Raw genomic sequence first — 18,081 nt, forward strand, 5'->3', positions numbered from 1 at the left:
CGGCTGGCGGCTCGACATCGTCAGCCCCCGGGGCACCCTTCTGCACTCGCTCCCCCTCAGCAAATCCCTCCATTGATCAAAACGTCATGGGCGAATTTCCAACCACCTTGTCTGCGTAGGCCGGAGCCGCTGGGCGTCAGGGGCTGATCCGATGCTCCTTTTCTTGATGAGCGCATCTTTTGTGCGGAAAACCGGGTCCACTTTTCCGCACGATGCGCTAGAGCAGTGCATCGCTCGGTGCGGAAAACCGAGGCCGGTTTTCACGGGCGTGGCCCTTCGCGTTGCCGACGCGGACCTCCGGTTCCGTACGATGCTCTAACGGGTAGGGATAAATGTTATCGGCTGCTGATTCTTACCTCTAAAGGCTAAGTCAAAGCATTTTGCCTAATACTCGCCAATATTTGGGTGGTGCATTTGCTTCCCTATAGTAGTGATAGTAGGAAGCAAAATGCAAGAATACGATCTCTTTCCTATAGACCGGTTGCCGCGAAGGATCAAAAATGCTGTTCTGAGTGAGTTTAATGGACGGTGCCCCACAATTCTAGAAGTGGTCAGTACACCTGATTCTCATTGGCTCTCAGTTCCCAATATGGGGCACACATCACTTGCGCAGTTGCGTTCTGTGACAAAAGGAATGCGCAGAAAGGTCGGAATACCCACGCTGTCGGGACTGCCGGATGCTGAACTGCTATCGCGGACCCGGTATCTGGAGAAAAAATTCAACAAACTCTGCCGCGAGCTTAAGGCCCACAGGGACGAAGTTCGGGTGAGGGGAATCTCGCTTCCTCGTTTCCACATTCGATCAAACGGCCCTTAAGTATCCTCTCGTGTGCCTTATCTCTTCCAAGCGTCAGTCAGGTGAGCGCATCTGGTCGACAAGGGACGTTTCAGGTCTCACGAGCGAGCGCGAGTAGGAGTCATATGCCATGGCCGAGGCGCGGGTCGGTATCCGGGTTGCCGATGACCGGCAATCCGTGACCATCGAGATTGCTCCTGTTGGAGGTCCATCGTCCCCAGTCGGACTGGATCTTGAGCAACTCACCAAGTTGATCAATCTGCTTGGTCAAGCAAGATCCCGTATGCTTGAGGGGACTCCAAAGCGGCCACTTCATGGACGGAGGGTTGAAACGACTATCGAACCGCCCTGGTACATCAAGGCGACGAACAATGGTGGTTCGCTTCTTGCGTTCGATCATCCTTCATACGGACCGGTCGCCTTCGAGATCCCGAGAGATGATGTGGCCAAGATCGTTCAAGCCTTGAGTGCCCATCTCGCGCTTCTCCCAAGTCAGCGGGGAAAGCCAAACTAGATTGTGCAGGAGCCTTTATGCCCCGTTACTTCTTTGATGTGCACATAGGATCTGACGTTCTAGGTGATCCCGAAGGGCAAGATCTCCGTGACCCCGATCAGGCTTGGGGCGTCGCTCGGGCGATGGCTCAGAACCTGATGAACACCAAGTTTGAGCAGCCAATCAATTGGGCGGCGGCTCATATAGAGGTGAAGGATGATATGGATGAAATCATCCTTGAGTTCCCATTCTTGGAGGCCCTCCAACTCACGCAGCCACCACATTGAGGCTCTTAGAGTTTCTCAGAATCCCCTGGATCGATTGGGACTCCTGCAGTCGAAACATACCCCCCCCAAGGGCTTAGTTGAATCGCTGGTTGCCGTCTTCCTGTTCGAGGCTGGATCAAGGAACAGTGGACCACGGCCAGCCATTCTCGCGAATTCAAGGAAACCCTGTTCCATGAGGTGTTCACGAACGGGAATAACCCGTGTCTGATTTGTCTTGATCGTCCCAGCCTCAGGGGGGTCGTTTGGAGCCTCTCAGAACCCTTGCAATATAAGGAAGTCCCTGGTCTGCAACAAGAATTTGCTTGTAGTGGTGCGGACGGCGGGGGTCGAACCCGCACGGGCAGGGCCCGAGGGATTTTAAGTCCCTTGCGTCTACCGGTTTCGCCACGTCCGCATCGAGAATGAGGGTTATCGGGGTCTTGCGTGGAGCGCAAGTCTGCCGCGCTCCCGAAGTCATCACTCCGGTGTGCGGAAGCCGTAAATCCAGTCGTACCGGTTGGACATGCTCTCAGGCCCGATCATCTGCATGATCTTGTCGCGGCCGAAGGCCACGAGAGAGCCTGAATGATAGATGCGCCCGTTCCGTCGCCCTTCGGCCTGGATGCGGGTGACGCGTTCAAAACGATGCTCTTGATAGGCCGCCAGGGCCTGCACGACGTCTTGCGGATTCCGGGCCAGAAGAGCGCTGAGGGTTGCCGCATCCTCGATAGCCAGCGCCGCGCCTTGCGCCAGGAACGGCAGAACCGGATGAGCCGCGTCGCCCAGCAGCGCAATGCGGCCCCGCGAGAGGCGCTTGATGGGATGGCGGAACAGCGACCATCGCAGCCATTCCTGCGGCTTCTTCAGAAGCTCGCGGAGGGCAGGGCTTGCGGAACTGTAATAGGCGAGAAGATCTTCGGTTCGACCAGGCGCGGCCCAGCCCTCGACAGGCTCATTGGTCTTTACAATGGCGACGACATTGACGAGGTGGCCGCTGAAGATCGGATAGTGCACGACATGGCCTTTGGCGCCAAGCCAGAGGCCGGTCTCATTGTCGGCTAGCTCCGGCGGTATGATCTTGCGATCGCAAGTGGAGCGCCAGGCGACATAGCCATGAAATGTCGGGAGAGCCTTGTCGCCGACGGCCTGACGGACCTTCGACCAGACGCCGTCAGCGCCGATCACCACGTCAGCCGTCATGCTCTCGCGCGAGCCGTTGGAAGAAGTCCAGATGAGTTCGGCGTGGTCGGGCCCGTCGCGCACCTCTTCGACCTTGCGACCTATGATGATCCGGATCGAGGGCTCGGAGCGAACGGCGTCGAGCAGGATGGTCTGCAGGTCCGCCCGGTGAATGACCCAGTAGGGTGCACCGTAGCGCTGCTGCATATAGGCGCCGAGCGCAACTTCTCCAATGCGCTTGCCGGATGAGATGCCGCGCACGACCACGCGGTCCGGCATCGTCGCGACGCGGCGCAGGGCGGGGCTCAAGCCCAGCTTGATCAGGATGCGGCTGGCGTTGGGTGAGAGCTGAAGGCCCGCTCCCACTTCGCTGAAGCCCGTGCGGCGCTCGATGAGCGTCACGGAATGGCCCTGGCGGGCAAAGCTCAAGGCTGCCGTCAGCCCGCCGATTCCGGCGCCGACAATGGCGATGGTGAGGCCGGACACCTTAGCGAGAGGAGGCGTCGGTGGCGAAGTCGGGTTCCCAGACGCATTCCGCCGGGCGAGCTTCATCGGGCTTCAGGGACGGATCGTACTTGAAGAGAGTCGAGCAATAGGAGCAGATCGTCTCGTTGTCATAGCCCATGTCGATGAAGATATGGGGATGATCGAAAGGAGGCGTGGCTCCGATGCACATGAACTCCTTCGAGCCCACATGAATGACGGGAACGCCCGGATCGTTGTGGAAGTGGGGTGTGCCTTTGTCAGCCATTGCCGTTGCTCTGAAGCGGTGAAATTTGCGCGCACCATAATGGCCGAAGTGCCATGCGCCTAGAGCAAAAATTGAGCCGCTATCGCATGTGTGCATGGCTCGTCCGGGAGGCGTCGAAAGACTGCTGGGCGGCCAGCACCGCGTCGAAATTCTCCTCAGCCCAATGGGCCAGGGCGGCCACGGTCTTGGTCAGCGTCTGGCCTAACGGCGTCAGGGAATATTCCACCGTCACCGGAACCGTGGGGAAGACCTGTCGGTGGATCAGCCCGTCCCGCTCGAGATTCCTGAGGGTCTGGGTCAGGACCTTTTGGGAGACGCCCTCGACGTCCCGGCGCAGCTGGTTGAAGCGCACGGATTCCTCACGCAGACGGTTGAGCACCAGAAGCGCCCATTTGTCGGCCAGACGGTCGAGAACGAGCCGAGTCGGGCAGTTCTTCGCGTAGACGTCGTAGGTGGTCATTTCCGCCTCCAGTCTTAGGATCGCCGGTTTCCTCCGGGTGACCATGGCACTTTAAGGTGCGTTCTTTACGGCAACATATCCAAATGCCAGTCAATATTCCAGATAGGTGCCTAGTACCTATTGGAAACCAACCTATCAGGAGATGACGATGGCAGGAAAAATTCTGGTTCTTGGCGCGACGGGCAATGTGGGCAAGCCGCTGGTGGCCGAGCTGGTTGCCAAAGGCGAGCCGGTGAAGGCAGCCTCACGCGCAGGAAACCCGGTGAGTGGCGCCCAGGGCGTCAAGTTCGATTTCGCGGATCAGACAACCTATGCCCAAGCCCTGGAGGGCGTCGATCGCGCCTATGTTCTGGTCCCCACCGGCACACTCGACATCCTGGGTACCCTGATGCCGTTCCTGAAGCTCGCGATCGAGCGCAAGGTCAAGGTCGTGCTGCAATCGGTTTTCGGTGTCGATGCCGATGACAGCATCCCCTATCGCCAAGCCGAACTCTTCCTTGAGCGCTCCGGTGCGCCTTACGTGATCCTGCGCCCGAACTGGTTCACCGACAATTTCCAGATCTTCTGGCTCGAGGGCATCAAGCACGGCGTGATTGCGGTTCCGGCCGGGCAGGGCAAGTCGAGCTTCATCGATGTGCGCGATATCGCTTCGTCGGCTGCTGCCGCGCTGACCTCGAACAGGTTCGATGGTCAGGCCTTCAACCTCACCGGTCCGGAGGCGCTGAGCTATGGCGATGCGGCTGCGATCCTCTCGAAGGCGTCCGGGCGACCGATCGCCTACAAGGCTTCGTCCGATGCCGAGTTCGTCACGATGCTGGTCAATGCCGGCGTGCCGAAGGCTTATGCGGAGTTCCTCGCCTCGATCTTCCATCCGGTTCGCGAAGGCTGGACGGCTGCCGTGTCGAATGCGGTCCAGACCCTCACAGGCAAGGCTCCGCGCTCCGTCGAGGCCTACGCCAGGGAGAATGCGGTCGTCTTCGCCGCCTGATGACCCAAGAACTCAACGCCCGGCAGACCTGCTGCCTCGAGCGTTGCATTCGGGAGGGCGGGTGCTTAGGTTTCGCCGCAACCGACACCAGCTCTCCAGATTGTCCATGCGCTACTTCAACTCCAATGGCGTCAGCATCGCCTACATCGACGTTCCTCCCCACGAGGGGCAGGGCGATCCGATCCTGCTCATTCACGGCTTCGCATCGAACCATGCGGTGAACTGGGTCAATACGCTGTGGGTGAAGACGCTGACGCGCGAAGGCTATCGCGTGATTGCCCTCGACAATCGCGGGCATGGCGAGAGCGAGAAGCTCTACGATCCTGAAGCCTACCATTCCTATCGCATGGCGGAGGATGCGCGTCGCCTGCTCGATCATCTCGACATCGAGCGCGCGGATGTGATGGGCTATTCCATGGGAGCGCGCATCACGGCGCATATGGCGCTGGCATCGCCCGAGCGGATGCGCTCCGCCCTTCTCGGCGGCCTCGGTATTCACCTGATCGACGGCGTCGGCCTGCCGCTCGGCATCGCCGATGCGATGGAGGTGCGCTCCCTCGATGATCTGACCGATCCCATGCAGCGCATGTTCCGTGCCTTCGCAGAGCAGACCGGCAGTGACCTGAAGGCGCTCGCGGCCTGCATTCGCGGCTCGCGTCAGGCGCTGACGAAGGAGGAAGTCGCTTCCATCACGCTTCCGACGCTGGTGGCTGTCGGCACCAACGACGACGTGGCGGGCTCCGGGCCCGGCCTCGTGAAGTTCTTGCCGAACGCAACCGCGCTCGACATCCCGGGCCGCGACCATAACCTCGCCGTCGGCGACAAGGTGCACAAGCAGGGCGTGCTGGACTTTTTAGCGAAGCGCCCCTGAAGCTGAGCTGTTGATTTGGGGGCTGGCTCGCCCACCTTCCTCAGGAAGGAGAGGTGGATGACCAGACTCGAGAGCGCCATCCGGCGGCTGACGGCTCAGCGCGATCTGTTGGATTGGGCGACGAGCAGGATCAGCCCTCAAGGACTCGTGCTCGAACTCGGCCTCGGCAACGGGCGCACCTACGACCACCTGCGCAGTCGGCTCCCGGGACGCGAGATTTACGTGTTCGAGCGTTCGCCCGCGGCTCATCCCGACTGCATTCCGCCCGATCAATATCTGCTCGTCGGCGACGTATTCGAGACCTTGCCGCGGTTCATCGAGCGCTTCGGGTCAGGTTGCGCGGCGCTCGTTCACACCGATATCGGAACGGGAGATGAAGAGGCCAATCGCCAACTCGCGAAGCGACTCGCGCCACTGCTCGAAAACCTGCTGCAGTCGGGTGGTCTTCTTCTCGCCGACCGCGCCTTCGACCTGACCTGCTGCAAAGATATCTCATCTGAAACAGGCGTCGCCGAGGGCCGCTATTTTGTCTATCGTCGCTAAAGCCGATTCCACTTAGGTGGAATCGGCTCTGTTCTTGGTTATGCCGCATTTTTGAACGGCGAACCGGATCCACTTCGCCGAAAAATGCTCTCAAGATCAGTGCCCCGTGAAAACGGGCTGACGCTTTTCGAGAAATGCCGTGCGTCCTTCGACCGCATCGGCGCTGTCGAAACATTGATCAGCCAAGGCGACGGGATCGATGTTCGGGTGCCCGATACCCATGGCGGCGTCGATAGCGGCTTTCGCGGCGCGGATCGTGAGCGGTGCGTTCTTGGCAATGTCATGCGCAAGAGCGAGAACGGCCTTCTCCAGGCTGTCATCGGGCACCACGCGCTGGACAACACCAAGGCGTTGCGCCTCATCCGCGCCGATGCGACGGGCTGTGTAGAACAGGTCCTTGGCCGCCGGTGCACCAACCGTGGCCGTGATCAGCTTCATCGCCCCTGGCGGGTAGCCGATTCCGAGGCGCGCGGCGGGAATGCCGAAGGTGGCATTCTCGGAAGCGATCCGAAGATCGCAGGAGAGCGCGAGCCCGAAGCCGCCGCCGAGGCAGAAGCCGCGGATCATGGCAATCACCGGCTTCGCGCAATGGGCAACGGCCCAGAAGGCCGCCTCGTTGATGGCCTCATAAGCTCGCCCTCCCTCGGCATCGGCCCGCACGGTCTCGAATTCCGCGATGTCGGCGCCGGAGGCAAAGGACTCCGTTCCTGCGCCGCGCAGGATGATCACCCGCACACGCTCATCCTGGTCCAAGCTCGAGAGGATCCCCGGAAGGGCCTGCCACATTCCGAGGTCAACGGCATTGCGCTTGGCCGGATTGTTGATGGCAAGCGTTGCAACGGGGCCGTCGATGGAGGTGGTGAGCTTTGCCGAAACGGATGAAAAAGAGGCGTTCATGATGTGAGAGGATCTATGGTAAGGGACTGAGGCTTCTTATGTATGCGGTTTGGATGCTTACGCCGGCAGGAGATTACCATGACACAGACCCGCTTGAAGTCCGGGAACCCGGATTTTCTCGCCGGCAAGGTCGATCCAATCTGGAATCGTCTCCGCACCGAGGCTGATGCCATCGTCCAGAGCGAGCCCGCTCTGGCCGGATTCGTGCTGAGCACCATCCTTCATCAGCCGAGCCTTGAGGCGGCGGTGATCCACCGCGTGGCATCGCGCTTAGGCCATTCCGCCTTGCCTGCGGACATCATCGAGCAGGTCTTCCTGGAGGCTGTGGAGCAGGACAAGAGCATCGGCCAGGCCTTCCGCGCGGATATCAGCGCCGTGCTCGACCGCGATCCGGTCGTCACCCGGGCCATCGAGCCCGTGCTCTATTTCAAGGGCTTTCACGCCATCCAGACGCACCGCCTGGCCCATTGGCTCTGGACCAAGGGGCGGGAGGATTTGGCGCTCTATCTCCAAAGCCGCTCGTCTGACACCTTTCAGACCGATATCCATCCGGCGGCCCGGATAGGGCATGGCATCTTCCTCGATCACGCCACTGGCCTCGTGGTCGGCGCCACCGCCGTCGTCGAGGACAACGTGTCCATGCTCCAGAACGTGACCCTCGGAGGTACCGGTAAGGAGCGGGGCGACCGCCATCCGAAGATCCGGCACGGCGTGCTGATCGGGGCCGGAGCCAAGATCCTCGGCAATATCGAGGTCGGCCATTGCGCGAGAATCGCAGCCGGCTCCGTGGTCCTCAAACCCGTGCCTCATAATGCGACGGTGGCGGGCGTCCCGGCGAAGGTCGTCGGCACCGCCGGATGCGACGAGCCGGCTCGGGCCATGAACCACCTTCTCTCGGAGGCGGACGGCATCTAGCGCATCGTGCGGAAAAGTGGACCCGGTTTTCCGCCCCGAGCGATGCGTTGCTCTATGAAGGGAGCATTGGATGGATCCCAAAAGTGGATTCCACTTTTGGGATCCATCCAATGCTCTCGCGGGGAAAGGACCCAACCCCGCTTGCCCGCGTTGGCCCGGCATGGCAATGGCTGAGGCCGGAAACGAAAGAAAGGACCTGTAGTGGATAAAACGGAGATGGCGAAAGTCGAGCGCTACCTGCGCCAGACCTTTGCGAACCACTCGATCCGAGTTGTCGGTCGCCCCAAGAAGACCGACTCGGCGGAAGTTTATATCGGTGAGGAATTCGTCGGCGTGCTCTTCGTCGATGACGAGGATGGAGACCGCTCCTACAACTTCACCATGGCGATCCTCGATACGGACCTCGAGGACTAAGCGGCATCAATCGCGGCAGAACCTCCTTAGGTTCTGCCGTTTTCATTTTAGGGCGAGCCATGCCGATCTACAGCCTTGACGATGTTTCTCCGATCTTGCCCGAAGCGGACCGTTTCTGGATCGCTCCCGATGCCCATGTGATCGGCAAAGTGCAGCTTGCCAATGACGTGGGCATCTGGTTCGGGGCTGTGCTGCGCGGCGACAACGAGCTCATCGATATCGGCGAGGGCACAAACATCCAGGAAGGGGCCTTGCTCCACACGGATATGGGCGCGCCGCTCACCGTCGGTGCCGGCTGCACCATCGGGCACAAGGCGATCCTCCATGGCTGCACCATTGGCGAGAATTCCCTGATCGGCATGGGAGCGACCGTGCTCAACTATGCCCGGATCGGTGCGAACTGCCTCGTAGGAGCCAATGCGCTTGTCACCGAGGGCAAGGAGTTTCCGGATAATGCCTTGATCGTCGGCGCACCGGCCAAGGCCATTCGCGTGCTAGACGAAACGGCGATCGAGAAGCTGCGGTGGTCGGCGCAGAACTACGTGGCGAATTGGAAGCGTTTCGCAAAAGGAATGAGGCGGATCGACTGACCCGCCTCATACTTTGGATTCAGAAGATGGCAACCGGCGTCTAGAGCATCGGACCCACTTTTCCGCACGATGCGCTGAAATGCCGGTTTTGTTTTAGCGGTTCGCGGTGGTGGTCGGCGAGGTGGCAATGCCGCCCAGCGAAACCCAGCCAACTGTGTCCTGGCTCTCGCGCTTGATGTACACGTAGCCGGTGCGGCTCCAGGGCAGGACCGAGGAGGTCTTGTTGTCGAGCACGTAATCGCCACGATTGGTGCGAATCACCAGCACCGCATGGCCCTCGCCGAGCTCGTCGATCACGACGGTCATGCGCATGGCGCGGCGGGGGAGGCCGTTCTCGGAGAGGATCTTGCGCTTGAGGAGCTGGAAGTCCTCGCAGTCGCCACGACCGTCATCCGGAAAGCCCCAGATATCGACGGTGCCCCAGTGCTCGGCATCGGTCACGGCCTTGACGCTGGAGTTCACGCGCTGGTTCACGGACACGATGGTCTTCCAGACCTGCGGGGTCAGGTCGACGACTTCCGGCTCCGTCGCATCGACGGCGCATTCAGTGGGATTGCTGTCGCAGAACTTCGACCATGCCAGGAGAGGTCTGGCCGCACCCATGCTCGCTATCGGGTTGCTGGAAGCGGGCAGGGAGGCGAGGGTCTGAGCCTGGGCTGCGCCACCTGCGAAAACAACGAAAGCCGAAACGAAAGCTGCTTTGATGAAATTGGTCGAGAAGGAAAACTTCTCATTCAGGCTGCTGAAAAAGCCGTTATTGAAATAATCCTGCCGCATGCCCCACCAGTCGGTTAATGTTCTTTTAACCAAACTGACATGGTTGCATTTCAGGCTCAAGCGGAAAGTAAAAGGTGAGTTAACGCGTCGCGCTTGGGCACGGTTCCTTTATGGTTAACAAAAAGTCCGGATGGCCTACCATGATGAGGAAAGCATTCCTCTAGGTCATCAGAAGATACCGCTAAGCATATGGTTTTGCTTGCGCTACGGACCACATAGAAGGCTTAAGTGAGAAAGATCGTCGCCTGCTGTCAGCCCTGGTTTCCCATGCTGACAGCCCATGAAAAAGTTGTCCATGCCCATGCGTCAGTTCCGTGCCCGCGAGCCGATTTTCAACCTGCCGTCGGTCGTGACCTTCAGCATTCTTGCTCTGATGGTAATCCATGCCCTGCGCATGTTTTTCTTCTCCGAAGAAACCGATTTTCAGACGGTCATCGATTGGTCCGTGATTCCCGCTCGCTGGGCAGTCGCCTACGGGGGCGTGGACAGCCATGAGATCGTGCGGCTTATGCAGGAGGGAGCATCGGAAGAAGCTCTGGAGCCACTGGCTGGTCTTGCTCAGTACATTTTGGGAGACAGTGAGGGGCGCCCCTGGACGGCGCTGACCTATGCACTCCTGCACGGCTCCTGGGCGCATGTTCTCCTCAACAGCATCTGGCTTGCGGCCTTCGGCACGCCCATTGCGCGGCGCTGCGGGGTAGGGCGGTTCCTTCTTCTCTCTGCGCTGTCAGCGATCGGCGGTGCCGTGCTTTACGCAGCGATGAACCCGATGCAGGTCATCCCCATGATCGGAGCCTCGGGGGCCGTCTCCGGCCTGATGGCTGCCGCCTCCTGGTTCATCTTCGCGCCTGCGAGCTGGCATTGGGAGGGGCGGCTCGCCGAACCGCATGAGCGGCCGCGCCAAGCTTTGGCCGACCTGATCCGCAACAGGCCGTTCCTGATCTTCCTCGCCGTCTGGTTCGGCACCAACTATCTCTTTGCCTTCGTTCAGCCGATCGGCTTTGCCGAGGGGAGCATTGCCTGGGAGGCCCATGTGGGCGGCTTCCTGGTGGGGCTTCTCATTTTCCCTTGGCTTGACCCCATCCCGGCCCGTGGGAGGCGTATCTCGGCTTGAAAGTGCTCGGGTTTCGCTCAATCATCCTATGACTGACGCAGGGTTCTCCCTCGTTCATGGGAGGGCCCACTGAAAGCCGAGCGGTTGCGAAGGCTGACCGTTCTTCGCCCCCGCACAACGGGAGGAAAAGCATGAACGTCGATCGAATCCTTTCTGTGAAAGGACGCAATGTCGTCTCTATCGAAGCCAACCGCTCTCTGAGCGAAGCGGCGCGGCTTTTGTCGGAGCGCAGGATCGGTGCCGTTGTCGTGGTGGATGGGAAGCAGCCCGTGTCCGGCATTCTTTCCGAGCGCGATATCGTCAAGGCTATTGCCGCTTACGGGGCTCAGGCGCTTGACGAGCCCGTCTCCCGCTTCATGACAGGGCAGGTCGTCACCTGCACGAGCCGGAGCTCCGTCAATGATCTGATGGAGCTGATGACGCAGCAAAAGTTCCGGCACGTGCCCGTCGTCGATGGAGGGCAGCTCGTCGGCATCATCTCCATCGGTGACGTGGTGAAACAGCGCGTCGAGGAGATCGAGGCCGAAAGTCAGGCCATTAAGGAATATATCGCGACCGCCTGATCACGTCGGTTGTGATTCCTGTATCAGTTCCAGAATATCCGGCAGGGCGCGTTCCGTGGCCTGCCGCCCAAGCGCAATGCATTCGTGCGCGCGATGGAACTCGAACAGCCCCATCTTCGCGAGCTTCGGTGCAACCATGATATCGGGCGGATCGCCAGCCAGGCGTGAGCGGGCGATGCGATCCTGCGTGATGTTGAAGGCATCGACCATCACGGTCGCCATGCCGGGAGCATTGGGCTTGCGCTGCTTGTCCGCACGCGGTGCCGAGAAAAGGCTCCACTTGCGTGGTGCTTCCTCGATCACTTCCTCGATCTCCTGTTCGTCGCTCTGCTCAGCATCGTAGGATTGGATCACCGTTCCGCGCACGCGCACTTCGCCGTTGAGGTTCACGCAGATCACGAGATCCGCGCCCAAGGCACGGGCGGCGGTGATCGGAATGGGATTCACCAGCGCGCCGTCCATGAGCCAGCGGCCCTTGATCAGAACCGGATCGAACACGCCGGGCAGGGCGTAGGATGCCCGCATCGCCTGCACGAGCGGCCCGCGCGTCAACCAGATCTCGTGGCCGCTGATCAATTCGGTGGCGATGGTGCAGAACTTGATAGGCAGCGTCTCGACGCGGCGATCCGTGAGATCCTGGTCAAGCAGGCGCTGCAGGCGTCCGCCTGCAATCAGGCCCGCTCCGCTGAAGTGGAAATCGAGGAGGCCCATGACGCGGCGCTTTGTGAGCGACAGGGCGAAGGATTCGAGTTGATCGAGCTTGCCGGCCGCATAGCAGCCGCCGACCACGGCGCCGATGGAGCACCCGGCAATCACATCCGGGACAATGCCCGCCTCTTCGAGAACGCGCAGCACCCCGATATGCGACCATCCCCTGGCTGCTCCGCCGCCAAGGGCCAAGCCGATCCTTACTTTCGCCCGCGTGTCGCGTTCGGCCGGAGGCTTGATCTCCTCAATGCCCCCGCCGCCTCCTGATCCGGCGCTGCGCCGGGCAATCCCGTCCCACAACATCGCTCAACTCCAAGGCCGTTCGTCCTATTCATGCGCCAAGCTGGTGAAGACCGTATGAATGGTGCCCTTAAGTTTCACTTAGGTCGCGCTTCGGAAAACTGAACAGCGGAGGTGCGCAGGGCCCGTTGCGACAAAATGCTGATGGTGAGCGAGAACAGGATCAGCACGCCCAGCATGGATCGCAGGCCAAAAAGATCGCCGCCGAAGCCGATGAGCGGCGGTCCCATGAGGTATCCGCCATAGCCCATCGTGGCGACCATCGCGACGCCCACGCTGGGGGCGATGCCCGGCATTTGACCTGCCGTGCTGAAGAGCACCGGCACCAGGTTGGCCAGCCCGAACCCGACCAGCGCGAAACCAAGAGTGGCGGGGATCGGCTGCGACAGGAGGGTGGCGAGGAGCAGGCCGGACGCTGCCAGCAAACCGCCAAGCTGCACGGTGCGGATGCGGCCCAGTCTGCGCACGACGGAATCGCCCAGGAAACGGCAGATGGTCATGGCCAGCGAGAAGGCGGCGAAGCCGCTCACCGCAGCTTGCAGGTCCGCGCCCGCGACGGTCTGCAGGTAGATCGCCGTCCAATCGACCATGGCGCCTTCCACGATGAGGCAGAACATGGCGAGCACGGCAACGATCACGACGGGGCCACGAGGCCAGGCAAAGCCATGGCCCCCGGCGTCTCCCACCCCTTCAGTCTCTGTCATCATGCCAAAGGCGGCGGCCAGGAAGAGAGCGCCCATTCCAAGGCAGGCGACGAGCAGGGTGGAGAAAATGGAGAGATTGAGGGCTATCAGCACTCCGGACAGGGCAGCGCCTGCCAACCCGCCGAGGCTGAAAAAGGCGTGAAATGACGACATGATCGCCTTGCCCCAGGCTTTCTCCACGACCGTGGCATTGGTGTTCATGGAGATGTCGAGGGAGCCGTTGAACGCGCCTGCCAGGAGAGACGTGGCGACGAAGAGGCTCAAGGAAGGCGCAAGCCCGATCAGGAGAAGCCCGATCGTGAAGGCAAGAGCAGCAACGAGGGTCGCGAGCCTGCTGCCAATAATGATGATCACCCAGCCGACGATCGGCATGAGCAACACCGCTCCAATGGCGAAGGCCAGAAGGCCAAGGCTGAGCTGTCCGTCCGACAAGCCAAGCTCAGCCTTGAAGCGGGGCAGTTGCGCCGCCCAGATGCCGATGCCGAAGCCGTTGCCGAAGAACGTGGCGCTGACGGCCGCGCGGGCCGGGAGAAGATCGCGTCGTGTCATACGACGGCTTTTAGTGGGCCGCGCCTGATTTGAAACCCACTGAGGATGGGAGAGAGCCCCTCATGAGTGAGAGGCTGGTCTTCAAGCCTGAACGAGGCTCGCCTTGCCGTCGGAGGTGTCCACCTTGCGGTAGAAGCAGGAGCGGCGGCCCGTGTGGCAGCAGCCGCCGTCACCAGCGACATTCACCTTGAGCCACAGGGCGTCCTGATCACAATCTATCCGCATCTCGACGACAGTCTGGATCTGGCCGCTGGTCGCGCCTTTGTGCCAGAGCTCGCCGCGTGAGCGGGACCAGTACCAAGCCTCGCCGGTCTCAAGGGTCTTAGCGAGGGCTTCGGCATTCATATGCGCGACCATCAGCAGCTCGCCGGTCGCCGCATCCGTCGTCACGCAGGTGACGAGCCCATCCGCGTTGAAGCACGGGGTGAGGGACGTTCCTTCTTCAAGGTCAGCCTTCGAGCCAGGAGCGGGAAAGGAGCTGGAGCAGGACGCGCACATGGGTTTCTCAATAGAAGTTGAGGGATTCGCCTCAAGCCTTACCGTGTCTCACGAGCGTGAGGAAGCGCACCTGCTCGGCGGTGTCGTTGAAGGCGCCGGTGAACTGCGTCGTGAGGGTCATCGCGCCGGCCTTTTGGACGCCGCGCATGGACATGCACATGTGCTCGGCCTCGATCATCACCGCGACGCCGCGAGGCTCGAGAAACTGCTCCATGGCTGAGGCGATCTGCGCCGTCATGGTCTCCTGGGTCTGGAGACGGCGGGCATAGACCTCCACGAGGCGGGCGAGCTTGGACAGCCCCACGACGCCCTTCGTCGGGTAGTAGGCGATATGCGCCATGCCGTAGAAGGGCACCATGTGGTGCTCGCAATGGGAGTAGAAGGGGATGTCGCGCACGAGCACGATATCGTCATAGCCCTCCACTTCGGCGAAGATTTTATTCAGGACATCCTTCGGATCGTCCTGGTAACCCGAATAGAATTCCTTGAACGCCTTTGCGACGCGTTTCGGGGTATCCTGCAGGCCTTCGCGCTGCGGATCGTCGCCCGCCCAGCGAATCAGGGTACGAACAGCCGCTTCGGCTTCCTCCCGGGTCGGGCGGTCGGTAGGCTTGTCGGCGGCTGGAATCAGACGCGGGGACAAGGACTTAACCACATCATTCACGTGGAGCCTCTTTCTTAAACTAACACGGTGCGGAAGCGGGGATACTTCCGACGCTTCATTCCCGCCTTCCGTCTTAAGCCAACACGCAGCCCTGTCGCGAAGTTCGGTCATGATGCCTATATAAGGGATGTGGAGCACATTCCCATTCGCAATGCTAGACCCGAATGCTGAACGATATCTATAGCCGCCGCATTCTCGAGCTTGCGGCCAATATCCCCCATCTTGGGCGGCTGCCCGAGCCGGATGCGTCGGCGACCGCTCGTTCGAAGCTTTGCGGCTCTACGGTGACGGTTGATTTAAAGCTGGAGGGCAATGTCGTGACGGCTTTCGCCCATGACGTGAAGGCCTGTGCCCTTGGCCAGGCCTCCTCCGCCATCATGGGACTGCATGTGATCGGCTCGACGGCCGAGGAGCTTCGGGAGCTGAGGGAGACGGCAGCCAGCGTGCTCAAGGCCAATGCCGAGGCGCCCGAGGGCAAGTGGGAGGACCTGAAGGTCCTGGAGCCCCTGCGGGGCTACAAGGCCCGCCATGCGTCCATTCTTCTCACCTTCGATGCGGTGGTGGATGCCCTCGACCAGATCGAGGCGCGGCGGGCGAGAGGCGGCGAATAATGCCAAGTCCGGTCCAGCGGGCGGCCCATTGGGCGATCCGGGGCTATCAGCTGAGCTTGTCAGGCCTGATCGGCCGTCAGTGCCGACACCTGCCGTCGTGCTCGGAATACACGGACGAGGCGATCCAGAAGCATGGGTTCTGGGCGGGGGGCTGGATGGGTTTTTCCCGCATCTGCCGCTGCGGGCCTTTCGGCACCCATGGCATCGACCTTGTTCCTGAAACATTGCCCGAAGGCTCGGCCTGGTATAAGCCGTGGGCCTATGGTCGCTGGAGGGGCGTGAACGCTCCCCCGATCACCTGCGATTCGGTCGAACCTGACGGCGGCTGAGCTCGCCTTGTCCTAAAAAACCGTCGGCCCCCGCTTACCTGCTCCGTTGGCAGGAGTGAGCCAGGAGAAGTTTTGATGATTACCCTGACATTCCCCGATGGCGCCCAGCGCCAATATGCCCCCGGCACCACCGGCCGCGAGATCGTGGAGGGCATTGCCAAGTCGCTCGCCAAGCGCACCGTCGCCATGGCTCTTGACGGTACAGTGACCGATCTCGCCGATCCGATCACGAAAGATGCCAAGGTCGAGTTCCTCAATCGCGAGGATCCGCGCTCGCTGGAGCTGATCCGGCACGATTGCGCGCACGTGCTCGCGGAAGCGGTGCAGGAGCTTTTCCCGGGAACGCAGGTGACCATCGGTCCCGTCATCGAGAACGGCTTCTACTATGACTTCGCCCGCAACGAGCCCTTCACGCCTGAAGACTTCCCGGCGATCGAGGCGAAGATGCGCGAGATCATCGCACGCGATAAGCCTTTCACGAAGGAAGTGTGGGGTCGCGACAAGGCCAGACAAGTGTTCGCCGAGAAGGGCGAAACCTACAAGGTCGAGCTCGTCGATGCGATCCCGGAAGGCCAGGACCTCAAGATCTATTTCCAGGGCGACTGGTTCGATCTCTGCCGCGGTCCGCACATGACCTCCACGGGCAAGATCGGCAACGCCTTCAAGCTCATGAAGGTGGCGGGCGCCTATTGGCGCGGCGACTCGAACAACGCGATGCTCACCCGCATCTACGCGACCGCGTGGGCCTCTCAGGAAGATCTCGACAACTACATCAGGCAGCTCGAGGAAGCCGAGAAGCGCGATCACCGCCGCCTCGGCCGCGAGATGGACCTGTTCCACTTCCAGGAGGAAGGGCCGGGCGTCGTCTTCTGGCACCCCAAAGGCTGGACGGTGTTCCAGGAGCTGATCTCCTACATGCGCCGCCGCCTGAAGGGCGACTACAAGGAGGTCAACGCGCCGCAGATCCTCGACAAGGCCCTGTGGGAGACCTCCGGTCACTGGGGCTGGTATCGCGAGAACATGTTCGCGACCCAGACCGAGGACGACCGCATCTTTGCGATCAAGCCGATGAACTGCCCGGGCCACGTGCAGATCTTCAAGCACGGCCTGAAGTCCTACCGCGATCTGCCGCTGCGTCTCGCCGAGTTCGGCAACGTGCATCGCTACGAGCCATCGGGCGCGCTGCACGGCCTCATGCGCGTGCGCGGGTTCACGCAGGACGATGCGCATATCTTCTGCACGGAAGAGCAGCTCGCCGACGAGTGCCTGAAGATCAACGACCTGATCCTCTCCACTTATGCCGATTTCGGCTTCGACGAGATTGTCGTGAAGCTCTCGACGAGGCCCGAAAAGCGCGTCGGCACCGACGAGATGTGGGATCACGCCGAAGAGGTGATGACCCGCGTGCTCAAGCAGATCGAGGACCAGTCCGGCGGACGCATCAAGACCGCCATCAACCCGGGCGAGGGCGCGTTCTATGGGCCCAAGTTCGAGTACGTGCTGCGCGATGCCATCGGCCGCGACTGGCAGTGCGGCACCACGCAGGTGGACTTCAACCTGCCGGAGCGTTTCGGCGCGTTCTACGTCGACCACGACGGCCAGAAGAAGACGCCCGTCATGGTGCACCGCGCGATCTGCGGCTCCATGGAGCGCTTCACCGGCATCCTCATCGAGCACTTCGCCGGTCACTTCCCGCTCTGGCTCGCGCCGGTGCAGGCGGTTGTCGCGACCATCACCTCCGAGGGCGACGAATACGCCATGGAAGTGGTGAAAGCGGCAGAAGCCATAGGCCTCCGCGTGGAGGCCGATCTTCGCAACGAGAAGATCAACTACAAGGTCCGCGAGCATTCGCTGGTAAAGGTGCCGGTGCTTCTCGTGGTAGGCAAGAAAGAGGCCGCCGAGCGTACGGTGTCGATCCGCCGTCTCGGCAGCCCCGACCAGAAGACCATGACGCTCGACGAGGCTCTGCGGTCGCTCGCCGCGGAGGCGATCACGCCCGACCGCAGGCGTGTCGCGAAGGCCGTGGCGGAGCCTGAGGCTCACGCCACGCTCGACGGCCATCACGTGGTTGCACGCACGGTCGCGTAAAAGCTGATCGCAC

At 61.3% G+C, this 18,081-nt stretch carries 22 protein-coding genes and 1 tRNA gene; 12 read left to right on the plus strand and 11 right to left on the minus strand.

All coding sequences use genetic code 11. From position 1 onward, the window contains the following. Positions 1–917: 917 nt before the first annotated feature. Positions 918–1,067: a hypothetical protein gene (locus DC522_RS35015; protein WP_165820284.1), complete on the minus strand. Its 150-nt coding sequence runs from the start codon at positions 1,065–1,067 to the stop codon at positions 918–920. A gap of 260 nt (positions 1,068–1,327) precedes the next feature. On the opposite strand from DC522_RS35015, the gene DC522_RS24045 reads away from it, so the two are divergent. After that, positions 1,328–1,576 carry a hypothetical protein gene (locus DC522_RS24045; protein ID WP_116531141.1) on the plus strand — a complete coding sequence of 83 codons (249 nt, stop codon included), beginning with the start codon at positions 1,328–1,330 and terminating at the stop codon, positions 1,574–1,576. 308 nt (positions 1,577–1,884) lie between these two features. Here the strand turns inward: DC522_RS24045 and DC522_RS24050 are convergent. The 4 genes from DC522_RS24050 to DC522_RS24065 all read right to left on the minus strand — a co-directional run bounded on the left by DC522_RS24050 (position 1,885) and on the right by DC522_RS24065 (position 3,945). Continuing rightward, positions 1,885–1,970 (minus strand) — tRNA-Leu (locus DC522_RS24050). A 62-nt stretch (positions 1,971–2,032) separates the two neighbouring features. After that, entirely contained in the window at positions 2,033–3,220 is a 1,188-nt protein-coding gene (locus DC522_RS24055) for an FAD-dependent oxidoreductase (RefSeq protein WP_205769747.1), read from the minus strand. Between the two features lies 1 nt (position 3,221). Next, positions 3,222–3,485: a zinc-finger domain-containing protein gene (locus DC522_RS24060; RefSeq protein ID WP_047188385.1), complete on the minus strand. Its 264-nt coding sequence runs from the start codon at positions 3,483–3,485 to the stop codon at positions 3,222–3,224. Positions 3,486–3,564: 79 nt separating this feature from the next. Beyond that, the gene (locus tag DC522_RS24065; RefSeq protein WP_116531143.1) at positions 3,565–3,945 is read right to left on the minus strand and encodes a helix-turn-helix domain-containing protein; all 381 of its coding nucleotides are present in this window, start codon (positions 3,943–3,945) and stop codon (positions 3,565–3,567) included. 148 nt (positions 3,946–4,093) lie between these two features. Here DC522_RS24065 and DC522_RS24070 point away from each other — a divergent pair, with 148 nt between their 5' ends. From DC522_RS24070 to DC522_RS24080, 3 genes are all read left to right on the plus strand, one after another. Continuing rightward, positions 4,094–4,933 carry an SDR family oxidoreductase gene (locus DC522_RS24070; protein WP_116531144.1) on the plus strand — a complete coding sequence of 280 codons (840 nt, stop codon included), beginning with the start codon at positions 4,094–4,096 and terminating at the stop codon, positions 4,931–4,933. 106 nt (positions 4,934–5,039) lie between these two features. Next, positions 5,040–5,804 (plus strand): alpha/beta fold hydrolase, encoded by a 765-nt coding sequence (locus DC522_RS24075; protein ID WP_116531145.1) that lies wholly within the window; start codon positions 5,040–5,042, stop codon positions 5,802–5,804. Between the two features lie 57 nt (positions 5,805–5,861). Next, the gene (locus tag DC522_RS24080; protein WP_116531146.1) at positions 5,862–6,347 is read left to right on the plus strand and encodes a class I SAM-dependent methyltransferase; all 486 of its coding nucleotides are present in this window, start codon (positions 5,862–5,864) and stop codon (positions 6,345–6,347) included. A 96-nt stretch (positions 6,348–6,443) separates the two neighbouring features. Here the strand turns inward: DC522_RS24080 and DC522_RS24085 are convergent, their stop codons facing one another. Next, positions 6,444–7,244 (minus strand): enoyl-CoA hydratase, encoded by an 801-nt coding sequence (locus tag DC522_RS24085; protein ID WP_116531147.1) that lies wholly within the window; start codon positions 7,242–7,244, stop codon positions 6,444–6,446. 78 nt (positions 7,245–7,322) lie between these two features. Here DC522_RS24085 and cysE point away from each other — a divergent pair, with 78 nt between their 5' ends. From cysE to DC522_RS24100, 3 genes are all read left to right on the plus strand, one after another. Continuing rightward, a complete protein-coding gene (cysE, locus tag DC522_RS24090; RefSeq protein WP_116531148.1) occupies positions 7,323–8,159 on the plus strand; it encodes a serine O-acetyltransferase in 837 nt (278 codons plus the stop codon). A 201-nt stretch (positions 8,160–8,360) separates the two neighbouring features. After that, positions 8,361–8,573, plus strand: coding sequence for a DUF3126 family protein (locus DC522_RS24095; RefSeq protein ID WP_047188392.1), 213 nt, complete (start codon positions 8,361–8,363; stop codon positions 8,571–8,573). 59 nt (positions 8,574–8,632) lie between these two features. Continuing rightward, positions 8,633–9,163 carry a gamma carbonic anhydrase family protein gene (locus tag DC522_RS24100; RefSeq protein WP_116531149.1) on the plus strand — a complete coding sequence of 177 codons (531 nt, stop codon included), beginning with the start codon at positions 8,633–8,635 and terminating at the stop codon, positions 9,161–9,163. A 93-nt stretch (positions 9,164–9,256) separates the two neighbouring features. Here the strand turns inward: DC522_RS24100 and DC522_RS24105 are convergent, their stop codons facing one another. Next, positions 9,257–9,940, minus strand: a complete 684-nt coding sequence (locus tag DC522_RS24105; RefSeq protein ID WP_116531150.1) for a transglutaminase-like cysteine peptidase — start codon at positions 9,938–9,940, stop codon at positions 9,257–9,259. A 295-nt stretch (positions 9,941–10,235) separates the two neighbouring features. On the opposite strand from DC522_RS24105, the gene DC522_RS24110 reads away from it, so the two are divergent. After that, on the plus strand, positions 10,236–11,054 hold the full coding sequence (locus DC522_RS24110; protein ID WP_165820285.1) for a rhomboid family intramembrane serine protease: 819 nt from the start codon (positions 10,236–10,238) through the stop codon (positions 11,052–11,054). A gap of 131 nt (positions 11,055–11,185) precedes the next feature. Further along, positions 11,186–11,617 (plus strand): CBS domain-containing protein, encoded by a 432-nt coding sequence (locus tag DC522_RS24115; protein ID WP_116531152.1) that lies wholly within the window; start codon positions 11,186–11,188, stop codon positions 11,615–11,617. Here the strand turns inward: DC522_RS24115 and DC522_RS24120 are convergent, their stop codons facing one another. The 4 genes from DC522_RS24120 to folE all read right to left on the minus strand — a co-directional run bounded on the left by DC522_RS24120 (position 11,618) and on the right by folE (position 15,040). Beyond that, complete coding sequence (locus DC522_RS24120; protein WP_116531153.1) at positions 11,618–12,628, minus strand: patatin-like phospholipase family protein; 1,011 nt, start codon at positions 12,626–12,628, stop codon at positions 11,618–11,620. It abuts the gene before it with no gap. A gap of 74 nt (positions 12,629–12,702) precedes the next feature. Then, positions 12,703–13,878, minus strand: a complete 1,176-nt coding sequence (locus DC522_RS24125) for an MFS transporter (protein ID WP_116531154.1) — start codon at positions 13,876–13,878, stop codon at positions 12,703–12,705. 81 nt (positions 13,879–13,959) lie between these two features. After that, positions 13,960–14,376, minus strand: coding sequence for a phosphoribosyl-AMP cyclohydrolase (gene hisI / locus DC522_RS24130; RefSeq protein ID WP_116531155.1), 417 nt, complete (start codon positions 14,374–14,376; stop codon positions 13,960–13,962). Between the two features lie 31 nt (positions 14,377–14,407). Next, positions 14,408–15,040, minus strand: a complete 633-nt coding sequence (folE, locus tag DC522_RS24135) for a GTP cyclohydrolase I FolE (protein ID WP_116531156.1) — start codon at positions 15,038–15,040, stop codon at positions 14,408–14,410. Positions 15,041–15,204: 164 nt separating this feature from the next. On the opposite strand from folE, the gene DC522_RS24140 reads away from it, so the two are divergent. From DC522_RS24140 to thrS, 3 genes are all read left to right on the plus strand, one after another. Then, on the plus strand, positions 15,205–15,651 hold the full coding sequence (locus DC522_RS24140; RefSeq protein WP_116531157.1) for an iron-sulfur cluster assembly scaffold protein: 447 nt from the start codon (positions 15,205–15,207) through the stop codon (positions 15,649–15,651). Further along, on the plus strand, positions 15,651–15,980 hold the full coding sequence (yidD, locus tag DC522_RS24145; RefSeq protein WP_116531158.1) for a membrane protein insertion efficiency factor YidD: 330 nt from the start codon (positions 15,651–15,653) through the stop codon (positions 15,978–15,980). The genes DC522_RS24140 and yidD overlap by 1 nt, the downstream gene beginning before the upstream one ends. Positions 15,981–16,055: 75 nt before the next feature. Then, positions 16,056–18,068, plus strand: a complete 2,013-nt coding sequence (thrS, locus tag DC522_RS24150) for a threonine--tRNA ligase (protein WP_116531159.1) — start codon at positions 16,056–16,058, stop codon at positions 18,066–18,068. Positions 18,069–18,081: the final 13 nt, after the last annotated feature.

Origin of the sequence: Microvirga sp. KLBC 81 (genome assembly GCF_003075415.1) — a bacterium.
Classification (GTDB): Bacteria; Pseudomonadota; Alphaproteobacteria; order Rhizobiales; family Beijerinckiaceae; genus Microvirga.

Coding starts and splice junctions, on each gene's coding strand:
- DC522_RS24080 (WP_116531146.1), top strand. CDS start 5,862: ATGACCAGACTCGAGAGCGCCATCCGGCGGCTGACGGCTCAGCGCGAT.
- cysE (WP_116531148.1), top strand. CDS start 7,323: ATGACACAGACCCGCTTGAAGTCCGGGAACCCGGATTTTCTCGCCGGC.
- DC522_RS24075 (WP_116531145.1), top strand. CDS start 5,040: ATGCGCTACTTCAACTCCAATGGCGTCAGCATCGCCTACATCGACGTT.
- yidD (WP_116531158.1), top strand. CDS start 15,651: ATGCCAAGTCCGGTCCAGCGGGCGGCCCATTGGGCGATCCGGGGCTAT.
- DC522_RS24070 (WP_116531144.1), top strand. CDS start 4,094: ATGGCAGGAAAAATTCTGGTTCTTGGCGCGACGGGCAATGTGGGCAAG.
- DC522_RS24115 (WP_116531152.1), top strand. CDS start 11,186: ATGAACGTCGATCGAATCCTTTCTGTGAAAGGACGCAATGTCGTCTCT.
- hisI (WP_116531155.1), bottom strand. CDS start 14,376: ATGTGCGCGTCCTGCTCCAGCTCCTTTCCCGCTCCTGGCTCGAAGGCT.
- DC522_RS24120 (WP_116531153.1), bottom strand. CDS start 12,628: ATGTTGTGGGACGGGATTGCCCGGCGCAGCGCCGGATCAGGAGGCGGC.
- DC522_RS24085 (WP_116531147.1), bottom strand. CDS start 7,244: ATGAACGCCTCTTTTTCATCCGTTTCGGCAAAGCTCACCACCTCCATC.
- DC522_RS24110 (WP_165820285.1), top strand. CDS start 10,236: ATGCCCATGCGTCAGTTCCGTGCCCGCGAGCCGATTTTCAACCTGCCG.
- DC522_RS24125 (WP_116531154.1), bottom strand. CDS start 13,878: ATGACACGACGCGATCTTCTCCCGGCCCGCGCGGCCGTCAGCGCCACG.
- thrS (WP_116531159.1), top strand. CDS start 16,056: ATGATTACCCTGACATTCCCCGATGGCGCCCAGCGCCAATATGCCCCC.
- DC522_RS24100 (WP_116531149.1), top strand. CDS start 8,633: ATGCCGATCTACAGCCTTGACGATGTTTCTCCGATCTTGCCCGAAGCG.
- DC522_RS24060 (WP_047188385.1), bottom strand. CDS start 3,485: ATGGCTGACAAAGGCACACCCCACTTCCACAACGATCCGGGCGTTCCC.
- DC522_RS24045 (WP_116531141.1), top strand. CDS start 1,328: ATGCCCCGTTACTTCTTTGATGTGCACATAGGATCTGACGTTCTAGGT.
- DC522_RS24105 (WP_116531150.1), bottom strand. CDS start 9,940: ATGCGGCAGGATTATTTCAATAACGGCTTTTTCAGCAGCCTGAATGAG.
- DC522_RS24140 (WP_116531157.1), top strand. CDS start 15,205: ATGCTGAACGATATCTATAGCCGCCGCATTCTCGAGCTTGCGGCCAAT.
- DC522_RS24065 (WP_116531143.1), bottom strand. CDS start 3,945: ATGACCACCTACGACGTCTACGCGAAGAACTGCCCGACTCGGCTCGTT.